Raw genomic sequence first — 14,723 nt, 5'->3', positions numbered from 1 at the left:
AGAACGGTTAATCCCAACGAAAGATGGGAACGCAGCATGAGCGAAGCGGCAGGCGAATATTTGACCCCGTGCGTAGGTCTGAGCTAAGCGTCAAAGATTAAAGCCGTATGCGGAGTGAACATCGGTTCCGCGCAGCGGAATTCGTCTTAGGATTAACCGTATTTCTACTGTTTTTTTTGTTTCTTTTTTTATGAAAAAAAAGAAATGCCTTGGTAAGTAAGGTTCAGTAAAATGAATTGCTAAATAAGTTCACATAAATACATTTCTTAGTTAAAAATCTCATTGATCTTTCTTTTTTTGAAAAAAAAGAAACAAAAAAACTTCTTTTTTTGTCGTCCAGCAAAGGCGAATTTCGCTTCGCGAAACCGTGATTCACTACGCTATCGCCTATATTTTTGACGCCGACGCGCATCGCCCATGCTGAGGTCAAAACCTCGTCTACCGCTTCGTTCATCACCTTTCGCTGGAGCTGAACGACGGTATTGTCATTCATTTAAATTCTACACTGAACGGTTAATCCCAACGAAAGATGGGAACGCAGCATGAGCGAAGCGGCAGGCGAATATTTGACCCCGTGCGTAGGTCTGAGCTAAGCGTCAAAGATTAAAGCCGTATGCGGAGTGAACATCGGTTCCGCGCAGCGGAATTCGCCTTAGGATTAACCTCAATAGTTATAAGGTATTAGTTGTTAGTTAATAAAGTTTAGTTTTTAAAATACAGTTTGTGATTTATTATAGAAAGGTTCGATGAGATACTCAGAATTTCAGTGAGTATTTTGAAGTCAAGTTATTTTTACCAAAATTCTACATTTTTCATTCTACATTCTACATTTCCAATTCTTTATTCGCTAATCTCTTCTATTTTTGTAAGATATGCAGCTTTCCATCATATTTGTTAATTACCAAAGTGAAGATCTTTTACTGAATTGCTTCCGAAGCATATACCAGTATACCCAAGGTTTGGAATTTGAGTGCATTGTGGTGGATAATAAATACCAAGCTGGTGCCAATGCCGCTATTCTTCAGGAATTTCCTGCCACTACTTGGATTGATTTAGGTTACAATGCCGGCTTCTCCAAAGCGAATAATGCTGGTTTAGCGGTGGCTAAAGCTCCTCATGTCTTGTTCATGAATGCGGATACCTTGGTGACGGACAATGCCATTGGGAAAGCCTACGAATACCTCCTTCAAAAGCCAGAAATTGCAGCGGTGGGAGCCCTACAGGTAGATGCAGAGGGAAATCCGATTCCCTATTACCGAACACTGAACGACATCCGTATTGATCTATACATTTTGCCCAATATTCCGGCATGGAAGCGTTTTGTCTACCAATGTTTTCCTAGTTATGAGGCGCAAGCAAGCTATGAGACCAATAATTTGGTGGGTTTTTTCTTGATGACCAGTCAAAAAGTAATCGCTCAAGTGGGAGCTTGGGACGAGGATTTTTTCATGTATGCCGAAGATGCCGAATGGAGTACACGGTTAATCCAAGCTGGAAAATTGGCCTATTTTGAGGATATCCGAGTGACGCATTTGTTGGGAGATAATCCCTTCCGTCGAGCCAAAACGTCTTGGGTCAATCGATTTTCAGTGCAAATCCAAGTGTCTAATTTACTCTGGATTAGAAAAAGTTATGGCCTAGGAGCCTATTTGCTCATTTTATTGAATTATGCTGTCTTAGTTCCTTTGTTTTGGACTTGGAAAATTTTGTTGAATCTAATCAAAATGAGGCCACTGATGCACAATACAGAAAATCAGGTCTTGTTTAGTCGAAAAACAGGCATGCTCTTTCATTATTTTTGGCAAACGGTATTCCTGTTAAAAAAGTCGTATCAGATCAAACCTGAGGAAAATGTACAATAAATGGCATTGCTGATAAATATCATACATAAATCATGTCATCAATCTAAGGATTATGTAGTAAATTCGTTTTTAGCCTAAAATCATCATAAAATAGTATATTTTGAATATCTCCGAGTCCCTATTTCAAGCATTAAGTACCCAATGTCAACCCAAAGAATTGGATTGGTTGAGGGATAAATCAGCGAAAGATGCCAATTCTTTATCGCTCAGCTTTGTCATGGTTCCTCGTTTTATTGAAAAACAAGAACTAGAAAACGACGTGTTGAGTCAGGCCGCCTCCATCCTACCCGATTGGAATTGGAACGGCTGGACTTTAGACCGTTTAGCACGTGTGTATTTATTGAGCCTTTGCCAAGAGAGAGAATTAAGTCGAGAAGAATACATTAAGAAAATGAATCTTCTATTTGATACAGCCGAACTAAACGAGTCCGTTGCCTTGTATTCAGCCATTCCTGTTTTGGCCTTTCCAGAAGCTTGGATGAACCGTGCCACAGATGCGGTACGTTCCAATGTGGGTTTAATCTTTGATGCCATTGCTTTTGGCAATCCATATCCGAAAACTTATTTCTCGGAATTGGCATGGAACCAATTGGTCTTAAAATGCATATTCAATGATAAGCCAATCCATCAAATTGAAGGTTTAGCCGAAAGAAATAACGAAGCATTGGTACAAACCTTGGTGGATTTTGCACATGAACGCTGGGCAGCGAACCGACGTGTCCCTTCGCAAGTTTGGCGCTTGCTGGTTCCTTATTTGAATCCAGAAATATTATCCAATATTGAAAAATTAATTCATTCCGATTCAGCTTCAGATCGTTTGGCAGCAGCGCTCGTATTAGAAAAAAGCAGCTTGCCTGAAGCGAAATTATTGGCAGAAAAATATAAAAACGAGCTTCCAGCAGTTCCTAGTGAGCTTTGGGGAGCTTTAGAGAAACCAGAACCCATTTACCAACCAGCCTAAGATTATGTGTAAAAATCCACACCAATCGAACCCATCCCATTTTCAAGGATCTGCAGAGGAAGAAATGACTGCCAGCACCGTGGAAGAAACATTTGAACAGTATATCAAAGGCATGAAGTTTTTTGATCCGCATGTGCACATGACGGCAAGAACGACGGATGATTACCAAGCTTTAGCTGATGCTGGAGTGGTGGCCATTATTGAGCCTGCTTTCTGGTTGGGTCAACCAAGAACGGGATTATCGTCGTTTAAGGACTATTTTGCTACATTGGTGGGTTGGGAACGTTTTCGTTCTTCACAATTTGGTATCAAGCATTATTGCACCATTGGACTTAATTCCCGTGAGGCTAACAATGAGGCTTTGGCAGAAGAAGTGATGGAGATTTTGCCTTTATTCTTACAAAAAGAAGGTGTAGTAGGTGTGGGAGAAATTGGCTTTGATGACCAAACAGCCTTGGAAGAAAAATACTACCGAGCGCAATTGGAGTTGGCCAAAGAAATGGGCTTACCTGTGCAAGTGCATACGCCTCACCGCGACAAGAAAAAAGGGACAGAAAGAAGCATGGCCATTGCTTTAGAGCATGGTTTAGATCCGAAAATGGTCATCATTGACCACAACAATGAGGAAACGGTTAAATCGGTGTTAGACCAAGGATTTTATGCCGCCTTTACCATTTACCCTTTCACTAAAATGGGTAATGAGCGCATGGTGGAAATTGTGAAACAATACGGCCCATCCATGATCATGATTAATTCCGCTGCGGATTGGGGTATCTCCGATCCTTTGGCGATTCCTAAAACAGCGGCATTGATGAAGATGAAGGGCATTGCTGATGAAGATATTCGTTTAGTGACCTACCAAAATGCCTTGGATGCTTTTGCTCAAAGTGGACAAATTAAGGAGTCTGATTTTATCCATGGCATGGAAATAGATCAGTCCTTGAAATTCAATGGCAACACCGTTTTACGTGGCGGACAAGCTCCAAGAGTCAACAAAAACTCCTTGATCATTCGCTAATGAGTCAGATTAGGGCCTTTTTGGAATTAACTCGACCAGCCAATGTCATTACGGCTTTGACCGACATCATGGCGGGAATGGCCATCGTGGGTTTCCTTTTTGTTTGGAAAGATTATTCCATTCAGCCCTTACTCTTGTTGGGATTTTCCACCATGTGTTTATACGCAGGTGGCGTGGTTTTCAATGATGTATTTGACCGAGAATTGGATAGCTTCGAGCGACCAGAAAGAGCATTGCCGAGTGGCCGAATTTCTTTACAAGCTGCTGTGGCAGGAGGTTTAATCCTACTTATTTTGGGTATATCCTTGGCTTTCAAGCAAAGCTTACTCAGTGGCTATGTGGCCATTATCATTACTTTATTAGCTCTTTTTTACGATTGGAAAGGAAAACACATGCAATACTTTGGTCCCATCAACATGGGCCTTTGTCGGGCATTTAACCTACTCTTAGGCATGTCGGTGTATGAACTAGGTGTCATAGAACAAGGACAATGGATGATATTACCTTTGATTTACATCGCCGCCATCACCATGGTGAGTCGGGGTGAAGTACATGGTAGCACCCCTTGGCCGATAGCGGCTGCGGCCTTTTTCTTTTTGATCATCCATGCTGCACAATTATCCTTGGCCATTAAATCGGAACAATGGATCGCTATTCCTTTCATTATTTTGCATATCACACTTATCTTTAGACCTTTAATAAAAGCATATCAACATCCCATTGGACCTAACATTGGAAAAACAGTGAAAGCTGGTGTCTTATCACTCATTGTGATGAATGCCGCTTGGGTGAGTTTAAGTGGACAATGGATGATTGCTTTGGCAGTGTTGGCCCTCTTACCAATTTCCATGCGAGTAGGGAAATTCTTTGCCGTTACGTAATTTTATAGCATGCAGTCATTAGAACAATATTTTCAGGTACCTTTTCGCTATCAAGTCATTTTTTCCAAAGGCTTATTCCATCAAGATAATCCCGTTTTCAAGGATTTTATCTTAAACTTTGGTTTAGCTGATTTTAGGAAAAGAATTGTGTTTGTCATCGATAAAGGTGTGGCCGATGCCCATCCGAACCTGACTTCGCAAATCGTTCAGTACTTTGAAACCTTTCCTGTGGCTGATTTGGCCCCAGAAATCTTGATTTTACCGGGTGGAGAAGTTTGTAAAAATGACCCTCGGTTTTATGAAGAAGTAGTTCGCGCTATTGATGAGCACCGTATCGATCGACATTCTTTCGTGGCATGTATTGGTGGAGGAGCCTTTTTAGATATGAGCGGATATGCCGCTGCCATCTCACACCGAGGAGTGAAATTCATTCGTATTCCGAGTACCGTTTTATCCCAAAATGATTCGGGAGTTGGCGTGAAAAACGGGGTGAACTACATGGGAAAGAAAAATTTCCTAGGCACTTTTGCTCCACCTGTAGCGGTTTTCAACGATGTGGATTTATTGGCTACTTTAAACGACCGCGACTGGAGATCGGGTATTGCGGAAGCCATCAAAGTAGCTCTAATCAAGGATTTAGCTTTCTTCCAATGGTTGGAAGCCAATGCCCAGGCCATGAATGAGCGGAACGAAGCGGTCATGATTGAGCAAATCTACCGTTGTGCCGAATTGCACATGCAACATATTTCCAGCGGTGACCCCTTTGAATTAGGATCAGCTAGACCTTTGGATTTTGGCCATTGGGCAGCTCATAAATTAGAATACTTAAGCAATTTCGAGATTCGTCATGGAGAAGCAGTGGCTATCGGTATTGCTTTAGATACAGCCTATTCGCATGAAATTGGCTATTTAACCGCCGAGGAAAGAGACCGTGTCATTGCGGTCATTCGTACCTTAGGATTTGATACCTACCACCCTGCTTTGGCAGAAAATGATAAAGCCAATTTATTCAAAGGCTTACAGGAATTCCAAGAACACTTGGGAGGACAATTATGCATTACTTTGTTGGAAAAACTAGGCAAAGGAAAAGAAGTGCATGAAATGAATTTCGACTTAATTAAAAAATCGGTTGATTTCTTAGCTCAATTAGGATAGCATACCATGAAAACAGCACAAGGGCTTTTAAGTTATTGTTCCAACATTCATCCAGGTGAAATTTGGTCTGAACATTTTGCCAATCTTCAAAAGAACATACCAGCCGTGAAAGCAGCCGTTAGTCCAGATGCTCCCATGGGCCTTGGATTACGAATTGCCGATTTAGCTAGTAAAGATTTACAGGATGAGCAAGCTTGGAAAGCCTTGACAGATTGGTTGAAAGCCGAGGATTTGTACGTGTTTACGCTGAACGGTTTTCCCTTCGGAGGTTTTCATGGCGTAGTGGTCAAAGATGACGTACACACACCTGATTGGACCACAACGGAACGTTACGATTATACCCTGCGTTTGGCGCATATTTTAGCCAAATTATTGCCTGAAAGTCAAGCTTCAGGTGGTATTTCTACCTCCCCACTCTCCTACCGTTTTTGGTGGAAAAGTCCAGAAGCCTTGCAAGAAGCCACCGAAAAAGGCACCTTAGCTTTGGTGGATTTGGTGGATCAATTGGCTCAAATTGAACAAACTACTGGAAAAAGCATACACATTGATATTGAACCAGAACCCGATGGTATTTTAGAAAACCACCGTGAATTTGTGGATTGGTATGGTGCCTGCTTATTGCCATTAGGCATTCCACATTTAATTGAAAAAGGATATAGTGCTGCCAAAGCTGAAGAATTGATTCGTCGACATATTCAAATCTGTTTCGACATCTGTCATTTCGGAGTAAGCTACGATAATCCCGCTACTTGCATTGCAGAGTTGAAAGACAAAGGCATACAAGTAGGTAAGATACAAGTGAGTTCGGCCTTGCGTTTGGACTTTAGTCAGCAAGCTGAAGAAAAATTAGCCTTGTTAAAAAAATACCAAGAACCTGTGTATTTGCATCAGGTGAAAGCCAAAAAAGCGGATGGTAGTTTCATTCAATATCCTGATTTGGATCAAGCCTTTGCGGCTTATGAGCCAGGAGCATTTTTGGAATGGAGAATTCACTACCATGTACCTCTATTTTTAGAGAGCTATGGTTTATTAGGGTCAACACAGAAAGAAATCCGAGAGACTTTAGCTATACAAAAGCAGGAAGCCTTTACGGGACAAATGGAAATAGAGACCTATACATGGGGAGTATTGCCAGAAGAACATCAAATTCCCATTCATGAATCCATCATTCGTGAAATTCAATGGGTACAAGAACAATTAAAAGCCGAATAAGATGCAAAAGACGGTCGTTATTGATATCGTAGGATTAAGTCAAAGTGTTCTTTGTGAACACACACCGTTTTTAAACCAGTTCATTGCTTCTAGGCAATTGAGCCATATCAAACCCGTTTTACCCGCCGTGACCACGACTTCCCAAAGTTGTTATGTCACTGGAAAATACCCCAACGAAAACGGTATTGTGGGTAATGGCTGGTATGATCGTGAAGATGCCGAAGTAAAGTTTTGGAAGCAATCCAACCATTTGGTTCAAGGAGAGAAAATTTGGGATGCCGCTAAAAAGGCCAATCCTAATTTTACTTGCGCTAAAATGTTCTGGTGGTACAACATGTATTCATCGGCCGATTATTCGGTGACACCTCGTCCACAGTACCATGCCGACGGTGTGAAAGCGCCCGACTGTTACTCCTACCCTGCTTCTTTACGCGATGAATTACAGGCAGAACTAGGAACATTCCCTTTGTTTAGTTTTTGGGGACCTAATGCTAATATCAAATCTACTAAATGGATTGCTGATGCTTCGATTTGGGTAGATAAGAAATATAATCCTACGCTGAATCTGATTTATTTACCTCATTTGGACTATTGTCTACAAAAATTTGGCCCAGATCTTTCCAAGATTGCGAAGGAATTACAAGAGATTGATGAGGTGGTCAAAGATCTAGTGACCCATTTTGAAAGCACTGGAGCTAAAGTCATCTTGTTATCCGAATATGGAATCAACGAAGTGAATCAACCGATTTACATCAACCGCATTTTGCGGGAAAAAGGATTGATTAGCATACGAATCGAACAAGGCTTAGAGCTCTTGGATGCAGGTGCAAGTGCGGCATTTGCTACGGCAGATCATCAAATTGCACATGTTTACATTCAAGACGCCAACAAAATAGCGGCAATTAAGGCTGATTTAGAAAAGGTACCTGGGATTGCGAAAGTCCTGAATAAGGAAGAACAAAAAGCCTACCACATTGACCATGCCCGCAGTGGCGAGCTGGTACTTATCGCCGAACCGCAAGCATGGTTTGTATATTATTTCTGGCTAGATGATGCCAAAGCCCCCGATTATGCCCGTTTAGTGGATATTCATAAAAAACCTGGTTATGACCCTGTGGAGATGTTTATGGACCCAAAAAATCCATTCATTAAACTGAGAGCAGCCTATAAATTGGCAAGAAAACTGAGTGGTTTTCGCTATTTGATGGATGTGATTCCATTGGATGCTACACTCATCAAAGGTTCACATGGTGGTATTTTTTGCGAGCCAGTCTATTATCCAGTCTTCATTTCAGATCAAAAAAGCCTTCCTAGCCAAGTAGAAGCCCCTGAAGTATATGATTTAATTTGGAAAACTATTTTTCAATAAAAGTTTTATTAGAAAAATTAGCACTATATTTAGCCATTAAATCAATAAAATACTTTACCATGAAAAAACTAATTGCCCTATGCGCCATGATGGCGATGTTCCTTGGCCTGAGTACAAAAGCTACAGCGCAAGACTTTGATCCACAAGCGATGGTTCAACGTCAGCTTGACCGTATTTCTACGGAATTAAGCCTGAATAAAGATCAGGTTAAAAAGTTAGAGCCGATTATTACTGCTCGTATGCAAAAAATGATGGAATTCCGTCAGGCTGGCATGGAGCGTGAGCAAATGATGGCTGAAATGAAGAAAATCAATGATGGCCAATTGGAGTCGTTGAAAGCCATTTTAACACCAGAACAATTGGAAAAGTACATCACGATGCAAAGTCAAATGCGTCAGGGTGGCCCTCCAAGAAACTAATTCAAGGCTATCTTTTTCGCCATGAAAACAAAAATCCTTTTACTTATAGGGCTGGTCATGATCAGCCCTATATTTTTATTCAGCCAAGCCATTCGGGTGGGAATAGCTGGAATGACGCATGACCACGTGGGTCAGGCGCTGCATGCCGCTCAAAAAAATGCTGATGTGGTCATCGTAGGATTTGCTGAGAAAAACAAAGACTTGGCCATGCGCCTACTTAAGGAATATAAATTACCAGAATCTCTTTGGTACCCAGATTTAGAAACTTTAATTTCCAAAACAAAACCAGAAGCCGTTTGTGCATTCAATAGCATTTATGAACATTTAGAGGTGGTTCAAACTTGTGCCCCAAAAGGCATTCATGTCATGGTGGAAAAACCTTTGGCAGTTAACATGGGTCATTTAAATCAAATGAAAGCCTTGGTCAAAAAGCACCCCATTGCCTTATTAACCAATTTTGAAACAACCTGGTATCCCTCCCATGCCAAAATGTGGGATATGCTGAAAGTCGACAAATCCTTGGGGGATCTACGCAAAGTGGTCATCATGGATGGACATAATGGCCCTGTAGAAATTGGTTGTTCCAAAGAATTTTTAGCTTGGTTAACTGACCCAAAAATGAATGGCGGTGGAGCATTGATTGATTTTGGGTGCTATGGAGCCAACATCATGACTTGGCTCATGGAAGGCCAAAAGCCTATTTCTGTCACAGCAGTTAGTCAACATTTGAAACCACACATCTATCCCAAAGTAGATGATGAAACCACCATTATTTTAAACTACCCAACTTGTCAAGCCATCATTCAAGGTTCATGGAATTGGCCATTTGACCGAAAAGACACCGAATTATATGCCAGTAAGGGCATTTTAGTGGCCAATAAGACCAAACAAATGAAATATGTTTCTGAAGGTCGATTCGGCAAAGAAAGCCTCATTGAATTAGCACCATTAGCTCCCGAAAGAGCCAATGTATTTGCCTATTTGGCGGCTGTCGTGCAAGGTAAAATCAATCCACAAATGGATTTATCCTCCTTGGCCATCAATGAAATTGTGGTAGAAATATTATCCGCTGCCACGGAATCTGCAAAAACTCACAAAACCATTTTTTTAAAATAACATGAAAGCTACTTTACTCCTTCTTCTATTACCCATGTTGGCCTTAGCCCAGAAACCCATGCAAATCAATGGCAAAGACATTGGTATGGTTTCCTTTACTTACCGCAATAGCCTATCCAAAGACATGGCTAAAACCTTGGATACCTTAAAAAATCAGGGCATTACCGACATGGAATTTTCAAGTTTGTTTGGCAAAACCGCCCAAGAAGTACGCAGTCTTTTGGATGAAAGAGGGATGAAATGTAGTTCTTTCGGAGTAGGTATGGCGGATGCCTTAAACAAAACAGATCAAGTGGGGGAAAATGCCAAAATCTTAGGCGCCTCTTTTGTTCGCGTGGCATGGATTCCTCATACAGGTCCGTTTACCCTAGAACTATCACAAAAAACGGCTCAAGAATTCAATCAAATTGGAAAAGCTTTAAAAGAGAAATACGATTTAACTTTTTGCTACCACAACCACGGCTTTGAATTTGAGCCCTATGGAGAGGGTACTTTGTTTGATTATTTGGTTCAAAACACGGATCCTAAATTTGTTAGCTATGAAATGGACATCCTATGGACTTTTTTCCCAGGTCAAAATCCAGCAACATTGTTGGAAAAATACGGTAATCGATTTAAATTGATGCACTTGAAAGACTTGAAAAAAGGAGTGCAGGGAAATATGTCGGGTGGCACTTCTGTGGAAAATGATGTAGCTTTGGGAAGTGGACAATTGAACATTCCTGAAATCATGAAAGCGGCTAAAAAAGCCAAAATTCAGCATTATTATTTAGAGGATGAAAGCTCTAGATATCCTGTTCAAACCCGACAAAGCAGAACCTATTTATCGAATTTAAAATAATATGACCCAGCGTTTTCTTTACCTCGTGATCTTACAGATAGCTATTGTTTCTCAGGTTGTAGGGCAACAAGCGATCGAAAAGAAAATCCAAACGGATTTGATTTTAGCGGAAGATGGAAGTACCATACAATTAGAGGAAGGTACCTTCCAAATATCGCAAAGTCTGTCGATGGATGGTAAAAAAAATATGATCATACGGGGTAAAGGAATCGATAAAACGATACTTTCTTTCAAAAATCAAGCAGGAGGAGCCGAAGGCATTAAAATCACCAATTCGGAAAATATCATTTTGGAAGATATGACCGTACAGGATTCCAAAGGGGATTTAATCAAAACCATGCATGTGAAAGGCATCACCTTTCGCCGAATCAAAGGAGAATGGACGGGCAAGCCCTCGCCTACTAATGGTAGCTACGCGCTTTACCCAGTGCTTTGTGAAAATGTGTTGATTGATAGTTGCATTGCCATCGGTGCCTCCGATGCTGGTATTTATGTGGGCCAGTCGAAGTACATAGAAGTGAAAAACAGCACGGCATTCCAAAATGTGGCGGGGATAGAAATTGAAAATTCCCAGTTTGCGGAGGTACATCACAATAAGGCCTATGGCAATACCGGAGGTATTTTGGTCTTTGATTTACCTGATTTGGTACAGAAAAAAGGAGGACATGTGAAAGTATACCAAAATGAGGTCATTGAAAATAATTTAGCCAATTTTGCCCCTAAAGGAAACATTGTAGCCCGTGTACCTAAAGGAACGGGGATGCTTGTTTTAGCGACTAGTCAGGTAGAGATTTTCAACAATAAGATTCACCAAAACAAAACCATGGGGGTAGGAATCATTTCTTATCACATGACTGAAAACAAAATCACGGATTTGGAATATGACCCTTATCCAACGGCCATTGAAATTCGCGACAATGACTTTGAAAGAAAACCGGGTAGAGTCCCTGCCAAAGGTCGCTTTGGTCAGATGTATCGCTTCAAACTGAAATTCGGTAGACAGGTGCCCAATATTGTATACGATGGTATTTTGGACCCCAAACGATTGGATTCCAGTGGTGAATATTTTCCTTCGTATCGCATTTGTATTCGAAACAATACGAATCAAAGTTTCGCCAATATCGATGCAGAGCACGATTTCAAAAACATCCAACGCGACGTAAGTTTGTACAATTGCCATCTTCAAGCATTTAAGACACTCCGCTAATCATGAACAGGTCTTTTCGTTTAGGCTTGATGATTTTGGTATGGATGACATTTATCCAAGCTAGTTCCATCCAAAAAAATTCGGCTGGCTATGTCATGAAATTATCCGATTATGGGTTTTTCAAAGGTGAATTAAAAGATCAACTTCCCCAAGACGGTGTGATTCCCTATCAATTGAATTCTCCCTTGTTTTCGGATTATGCCTCCAAGCTCCGCTTTATTAAATTCCCAGTTGGAACTAAAGTGGCCTATAATGCTGATTCGGTATTCCAATTTCCTGTGGGAACCGCCCTCATTAAAACCTTTTATTATCCCAAAGATGAAGCCAATCCTACGGCTGGTAGAAGGATTATGGAGACTCGGGTGTTGATTCGTCAAGAGAAGTCGTGGGTGGCCCTTCCCTACATTTGGGATGAAGCTCAAACGGAAGCCACTTTGGAAGTTGCTGGCGGTTCATCTCCTGTTAGTTGGAAAGACAAACAAGGCCTCCTAAAACAAGTGAACTATCAGGTTCCCAATATGAACCAATGCAAAGGCTGTCATGAACGCAGTGGTAAAATGACACCCATTGGTCCTTCGGCCCGACAATTACATGGAGATTATCCGTATACTTCGGGAAAGCAGAATCAATTGGATTATTGGGCCAAAGCTGGAGTATTGACCGATTTGCCTAATCTCCATGAAATCCCAGCATTAGTTAATTATGCCGATGAAAGTAAGCCACTCGATGAACGAGCGAAAGCTTATTTAGATATCAATTGTGCGCATTGCCATAATCATACAGGACCTGCTCGCTCTTCAGGCTTATATCTAACATGGGATACCAATGATAAAACAGCCTATGGTTTCATGAAGACTCCTGTAGCTGCTGGAAGAGGTTCTGGTAATTTGAAATACGATATTGTTGCAGGCAAAGCTAAAGAAAGCATCTTGGCCTACCGCATGGACTCAGTAGATCCGGGCATCATGATGCCTGAACTAGGCAGGAAAATGAAGCATCAAGAAGGAATTAAATTGATTCAAGATTGGATAAACTCCTTAGCACATTAACATGAAAACACGTTTTATCTTTCCGATTTTGTTTGGTCTGTCTTTGGTCTTTCCTAGTTTGGCACAAAAGAAAAATAACCAGAAACCGAATATCATTTACATTTTAGCTGATGATTTGGGCTATGGAGACATCTCCATCTATAATCCCCAAGGAGATAAAGTTGCAACGCCGCACATTGATCAATTGGCCAAAGAAGGCATGCGCTTTTTAGATGCCCATTCTGCTTCTGGAGTTTGTACCCCTTCCCGATATGCCATCATGACAGGACAATATCCATTTCGAAGTAAATTACCTGTGGGTGTATTGCGTGGCTATAGTCGTAGTTTGATTGAAAAAGAACGTGTGACCGTGGCCTCTTTTCTGAAAAGTCAAGGATATCAAACTGGAGTAGTTGGTAAATGGCATTTGGGTTTAGACTGGGCCGTAAAATCAGGGTTTGAAGGTAATTTAACCCAAGTAAATTATGGAATTCAGGAAGAAATGAAGCCAGAACATATTGATTTTGACAAAGACCCTACGGGTGGTCCAGCGGCCGTGGGATTCGACTATTCCTATATATTGCCCGCATCATTGGACATGCCGCCCTATTGCTATTTGGAAAACCAACATTTGGTAGAGAAGCCTACCGCCTATACCGATGGTAATAAATTAACTTCGGGATATACAGGTCCATTTTGGCGAGAAGGGAAAATGGCTCCCAGCTTTGATTTCTATGGTGTAATGCCACGTTTCATTGATAAGTCCAAGGAGTTTTTGGTCCGTCAAAAAGCCAATAACCCCTTTTTCTTGTACATTCCCTTTTCGGGTCCGCATACACCATGGGTTCCTCAAAACAAATTCAAAGGGAGCTCCAAAGCTGGTGAGTATGGCGATTTCGTCCAACAAGTTGATGCTTCGGTGGGTCAACTCATGAAAACCTTAGATAGTTTAGGCTTGAAAGAAAATACCATTGTAATATTTACGAGTGATAATGGGCCCTATTGGAGAGAAAATTTCGTAAAAGAATTTCAACATCAGGCCGCTGGAGAATGGCGAGGCATGAAAGGTGATGCCTTTGAAGCTGGGCACCGAATACCGTTCATTGTTCGTTGGCCTAAGAAAGTTAAAGCCAAAAGCATATCCAATGCCTTAGTTTCTCAAACGAGTTTATTAGCTACTTGTCAACAAATACTAGGTCAAAGTCCTAGTAAAAACGACAGTTATGGTATTTATCCCTTATTGACCCAGAAAAACAAGGAAATTCCAGAGCAAGAGGCTTTGGTTTTCACGACCTCCATAGGTTACTTGGTAGTCCGACAAGGAGAATGGAAATGGGTTGAAGGATTGGGTTCAGGTGGTTTCACAGACCCTAGAAATGTCAAAGTTACCAATCACATCACAGGTCAATTATTTAACCTCAAACTCGACCCCAAAGAATCCGAAAACTTGTTTGAGAAATATCCCGAGAAGGTAAAGGAAATGAGGGAGTTACTTGCAAGAATCAAGAATGTAGAATGAAGAATGTAGTGAAATGTAAAATGTAGAATGTAGAATGTAAAATGTAGAATTGAGTGCTAAGTTCAATTTATTATTTTCATCTAAATCCAGAGAAATTTGATGAACGAGTAGAATCTTTTTCTGAAAAATTCTTCA

13 protein-coding genes are annotated in these 14,723 nt (G+C 41.1%); all 13 read left to right on the top strand.

The window, feature by feature from the left end; genetic code table 11:
- The first annotated feature begins 872 nt into the window (after positions 1 to 872).
- Positions 873 to 1,862, top strand: coding sequence for a glycosyltransferase (locus tag EWU22_RS06735; RefSeq protein ID WP_130924939.1), 990 nt, complete (start codon positions 873 to 875; stop codon positions 1,860 to 1,862).
- A gap of 100 nt (positions 1,863 to 1,962) precedes the next feature.
- Positions 1,963 to 2,823 carry an EboA domain-containing protein gene (locus tag EWU22_RS06730; protein WP_130924938.1) on the top strand — a complete coding sequence of 287 codons (861 nt, stop codon included), beginning with the start codon at positions 1,963 to 1,965 and terminating at the stop codon, positions 2,821 to 2,823.
- A 64-nt stretch (positions 2,824 to 2,887) separates the two neighbouring features.
- Positions 2,888 to 3,841, top strand: a complete 954-nt coding sequence (locus tag EWU22_RS06725; RefSeq protein ID WP_226998297.1) for a TatD family hydrolase — start codon at positions 2,888 to 2,890, stop codon at positions 3,839 to 3,841.
- Positions 3,841 to 4,722 (top strand): UbiA-like protein EboC, encoded by an 882-nt coding sequence (eboC, locus tag EWU22_RS06720; RefSeq protein ID WP_130924937.1) that lies wholly within the window; start codon positions 3,841 to 3,843, stop codon positions 4,720 to 4,722. Before EWU22_RS06725 ends, eboC begins: the two co-directional genes overlap by 1 nt.
- A gap of 9 nt (positions 4,723 to 4,731) precedes the next feature.
- Complete coding sequence (locus EWU22_RS06715) at positions 4,732 to 5,877, top strand: 3-dehydroquinate synthase (protein WP_130924936.1); 1,146 nt, start codon at positions 4,732 to 4,734, stop codon at positions 5,875 to 5,877.
- A gap of 6 nt (positions 5,878 to 5,883) precedes the next feature.
- Positions 5,884 to 7,089 carry a metabolite traffic protein EboE gene (gene eboE, locus EWU22_RS06710; protein WP_130924935.1) on the top strand — a complete coding sequence of 402 codons (1,206 nt, stop codon included), beginning with the start codon at positions 5,884 to 5,886 and terminating at the stop codon, positions 7,087 to 7,089.
- A 1-nt stretch (position 7,090) separates the two neighbouring features.
- Positions 7,091 to 8,458, top strand: a complete 1,368-nt coding sequence (locus EWU22_RS06705; protein ID WP_130924934.1) for an alkaline phosphatase family protein — start codon at positions 7,091 to 7,093, stop codon at positions 8,456 to 8,458.
- A gap of 59 nt (positions 8,459 to 8,517) precedes the next feature.
- Positions 8,518 to 8,877 carry a DEAD/DEAH box helicase family protein gene (locus tag EWU22_RS06700; protein ID WP_130924933.1) on the top strand — a complete coding sequence of 120 codons (360 nt, stop codon included), beginning with the start codon at positions 8,518 to 8,520 and terminating at the stop codon, positions 8,875 to 8,877.
- A gap of 57 nt (positions 8,878 to 8,934) precedes the next feature.
- A complete protein-coding gene (locus EWU22_RS06695) occupies positions 8,935 to 9,993 on the top strand; it encodes a Gfo/Idh/MocA family protein (RefSeq protein ID WP_231962791.1) in 1,059 nt (352 codons plus the stop codon).
- 1 nt (position 9,994) lies between these two features.
- Entirely contained in the window at positions 9,995 to 10,834 is an 840-nt protein-coding gene (locus tag EWU22_RS06690) for a sugar phosphate isomerase/epimerase family protein (RefSeq protein WP_130924931.1), read from the top strand.
- 1 nt (position 10,835) lies between these two features.
- Positions 10,836 to 12,041 (top strand): parallel beta-helix domain-containing protein, encoded by a 1,206-nt coding sequence (locus EWU22_RS06685; RefSeq protein WP_130924930.1) that lies wholly within the window; start codon positions 10,836 to 10,838, stop codon positions 12,039 to 12,041.
- A 2-nt stretch (positions 12,042 to 12,043) separates the two neighbouring features.
- Positions 12,044 to 13,090, top strand: a complete 1,047-nt coding sequence (locus tag EWU22_RS06680) for an SO2930 family diheme c-type cytochrome (protein ID WP_130924929.1) — start codon at positions 12,044 to 12,046, stop codon at positions 13,088 to 13,090.
- A 1-nt stretch (position 13,091) separates the two neighbouring features.
- Entirely contained in the window at positions 13,092 to 14,588 is a 1,497-nt protein-coding gene (locus EWU22_RS06675; protein ID WP_130924928.1) for a sulfatase family protein, read from the top strand.
- The last annotated feature ends 135 nt before the right edge of the window (positions 14,589 to 14,723 follow it).

Origin of the sequence: Aquirufa nivalisilvae (assembly GCF_004307455.1) — a bacterium.
Taxonomy (GTDB): domain Bacteria; phylum Bacteroidota; class Bacteroidia; order Cytophagales; family Spirosomataceae; genus Aquirufa; species Aquirufa nivalisilvae.
The sequence above is the reverse complement of the archived record's forward strand: the minus strand, read 5'-3'. Positions and strand labels throughout refer to the sequence as shown.

Coding starts and splice junctions, on each gene's coding strand:
- EWU22_RS06735 (WP_130924939.1), top strand. CDS start 873: ATGCAGCTTTCCATCATATTTGTTAATTACCAAAGTGAAGATCTTTTA.
- EWU22_RS06725 (WP_226998297.1), top strand. CDS start 2,888: ATGACTGCCAGCACCGTGGAAGAAACATTTGAACAGTATATCAAAGGC.
- eboC (WP_130924937.1), top strand. CDS start 3,841: ATGAGTCAGATTAGGGCCTTTTTGGAATTAACTCGACCAGCCAATGTC.
- EWU22_RS06715 (WP_130924936.1), top strand. CDS start 4,732: ATGCAGTCATTAGAACAATATTTTCAGGTACCTTTTCGCTATCAAGTC.
- eboE (WP_130924935.1), top strand. CDS start 5,884: ATGAAAACAGCACAAGGGCTTTTAAGTTATTGTTCCAACATTCATCCA.
- EWU22_RS06705 (WP_130924934.1), top strand. CDS start 7,091: ATGCAAAAGACGGTCGTTATTGATATCGTAGGATTAAGTCAAAGTGTT.
- EWU22_RS06700 (WP_130924933.1), top strand. CDS start 8,518: ATGAAAAAACTAATTGCCCTATGCGCCATGATGGCGATGTTCCTTGGC.
- EWU22_RS06695 (WP_231962791.1), top strand. CDS start 8,935: ATGATCAGCCCTATATTTTTATTCAGCCAAGCCATTCGGGTGGGAATA.
- EWU22_RS06690 (WP_130924931.1), top strand. CDS start 9,995: ATGAAAGCTACTTTACTCCTTCTTCTATTACCCATGTTGGCCTTAGCC.
- EWU22_RS06685 (WP_130924930.1), top strand. CDS start 10,836: ATGACCCAGCGTTTTCTTTACCTCGTGATCTTACAGATAGCTATTGTT.
- EWU22_RS06680 (WP_130924929.1), top strand. CDS start 12,044: ATGAACAGGTCTTTTCGTTTAGGCTTGATGATTTTGGTATGGATGACA.
- EWU22_RS06675 (WP_130924928.1), top strand. CDS start 13,092: ATGAAAACACGTTTTATCTTTCCGATTTTGTTTGGTCTGTCTTTGGTC.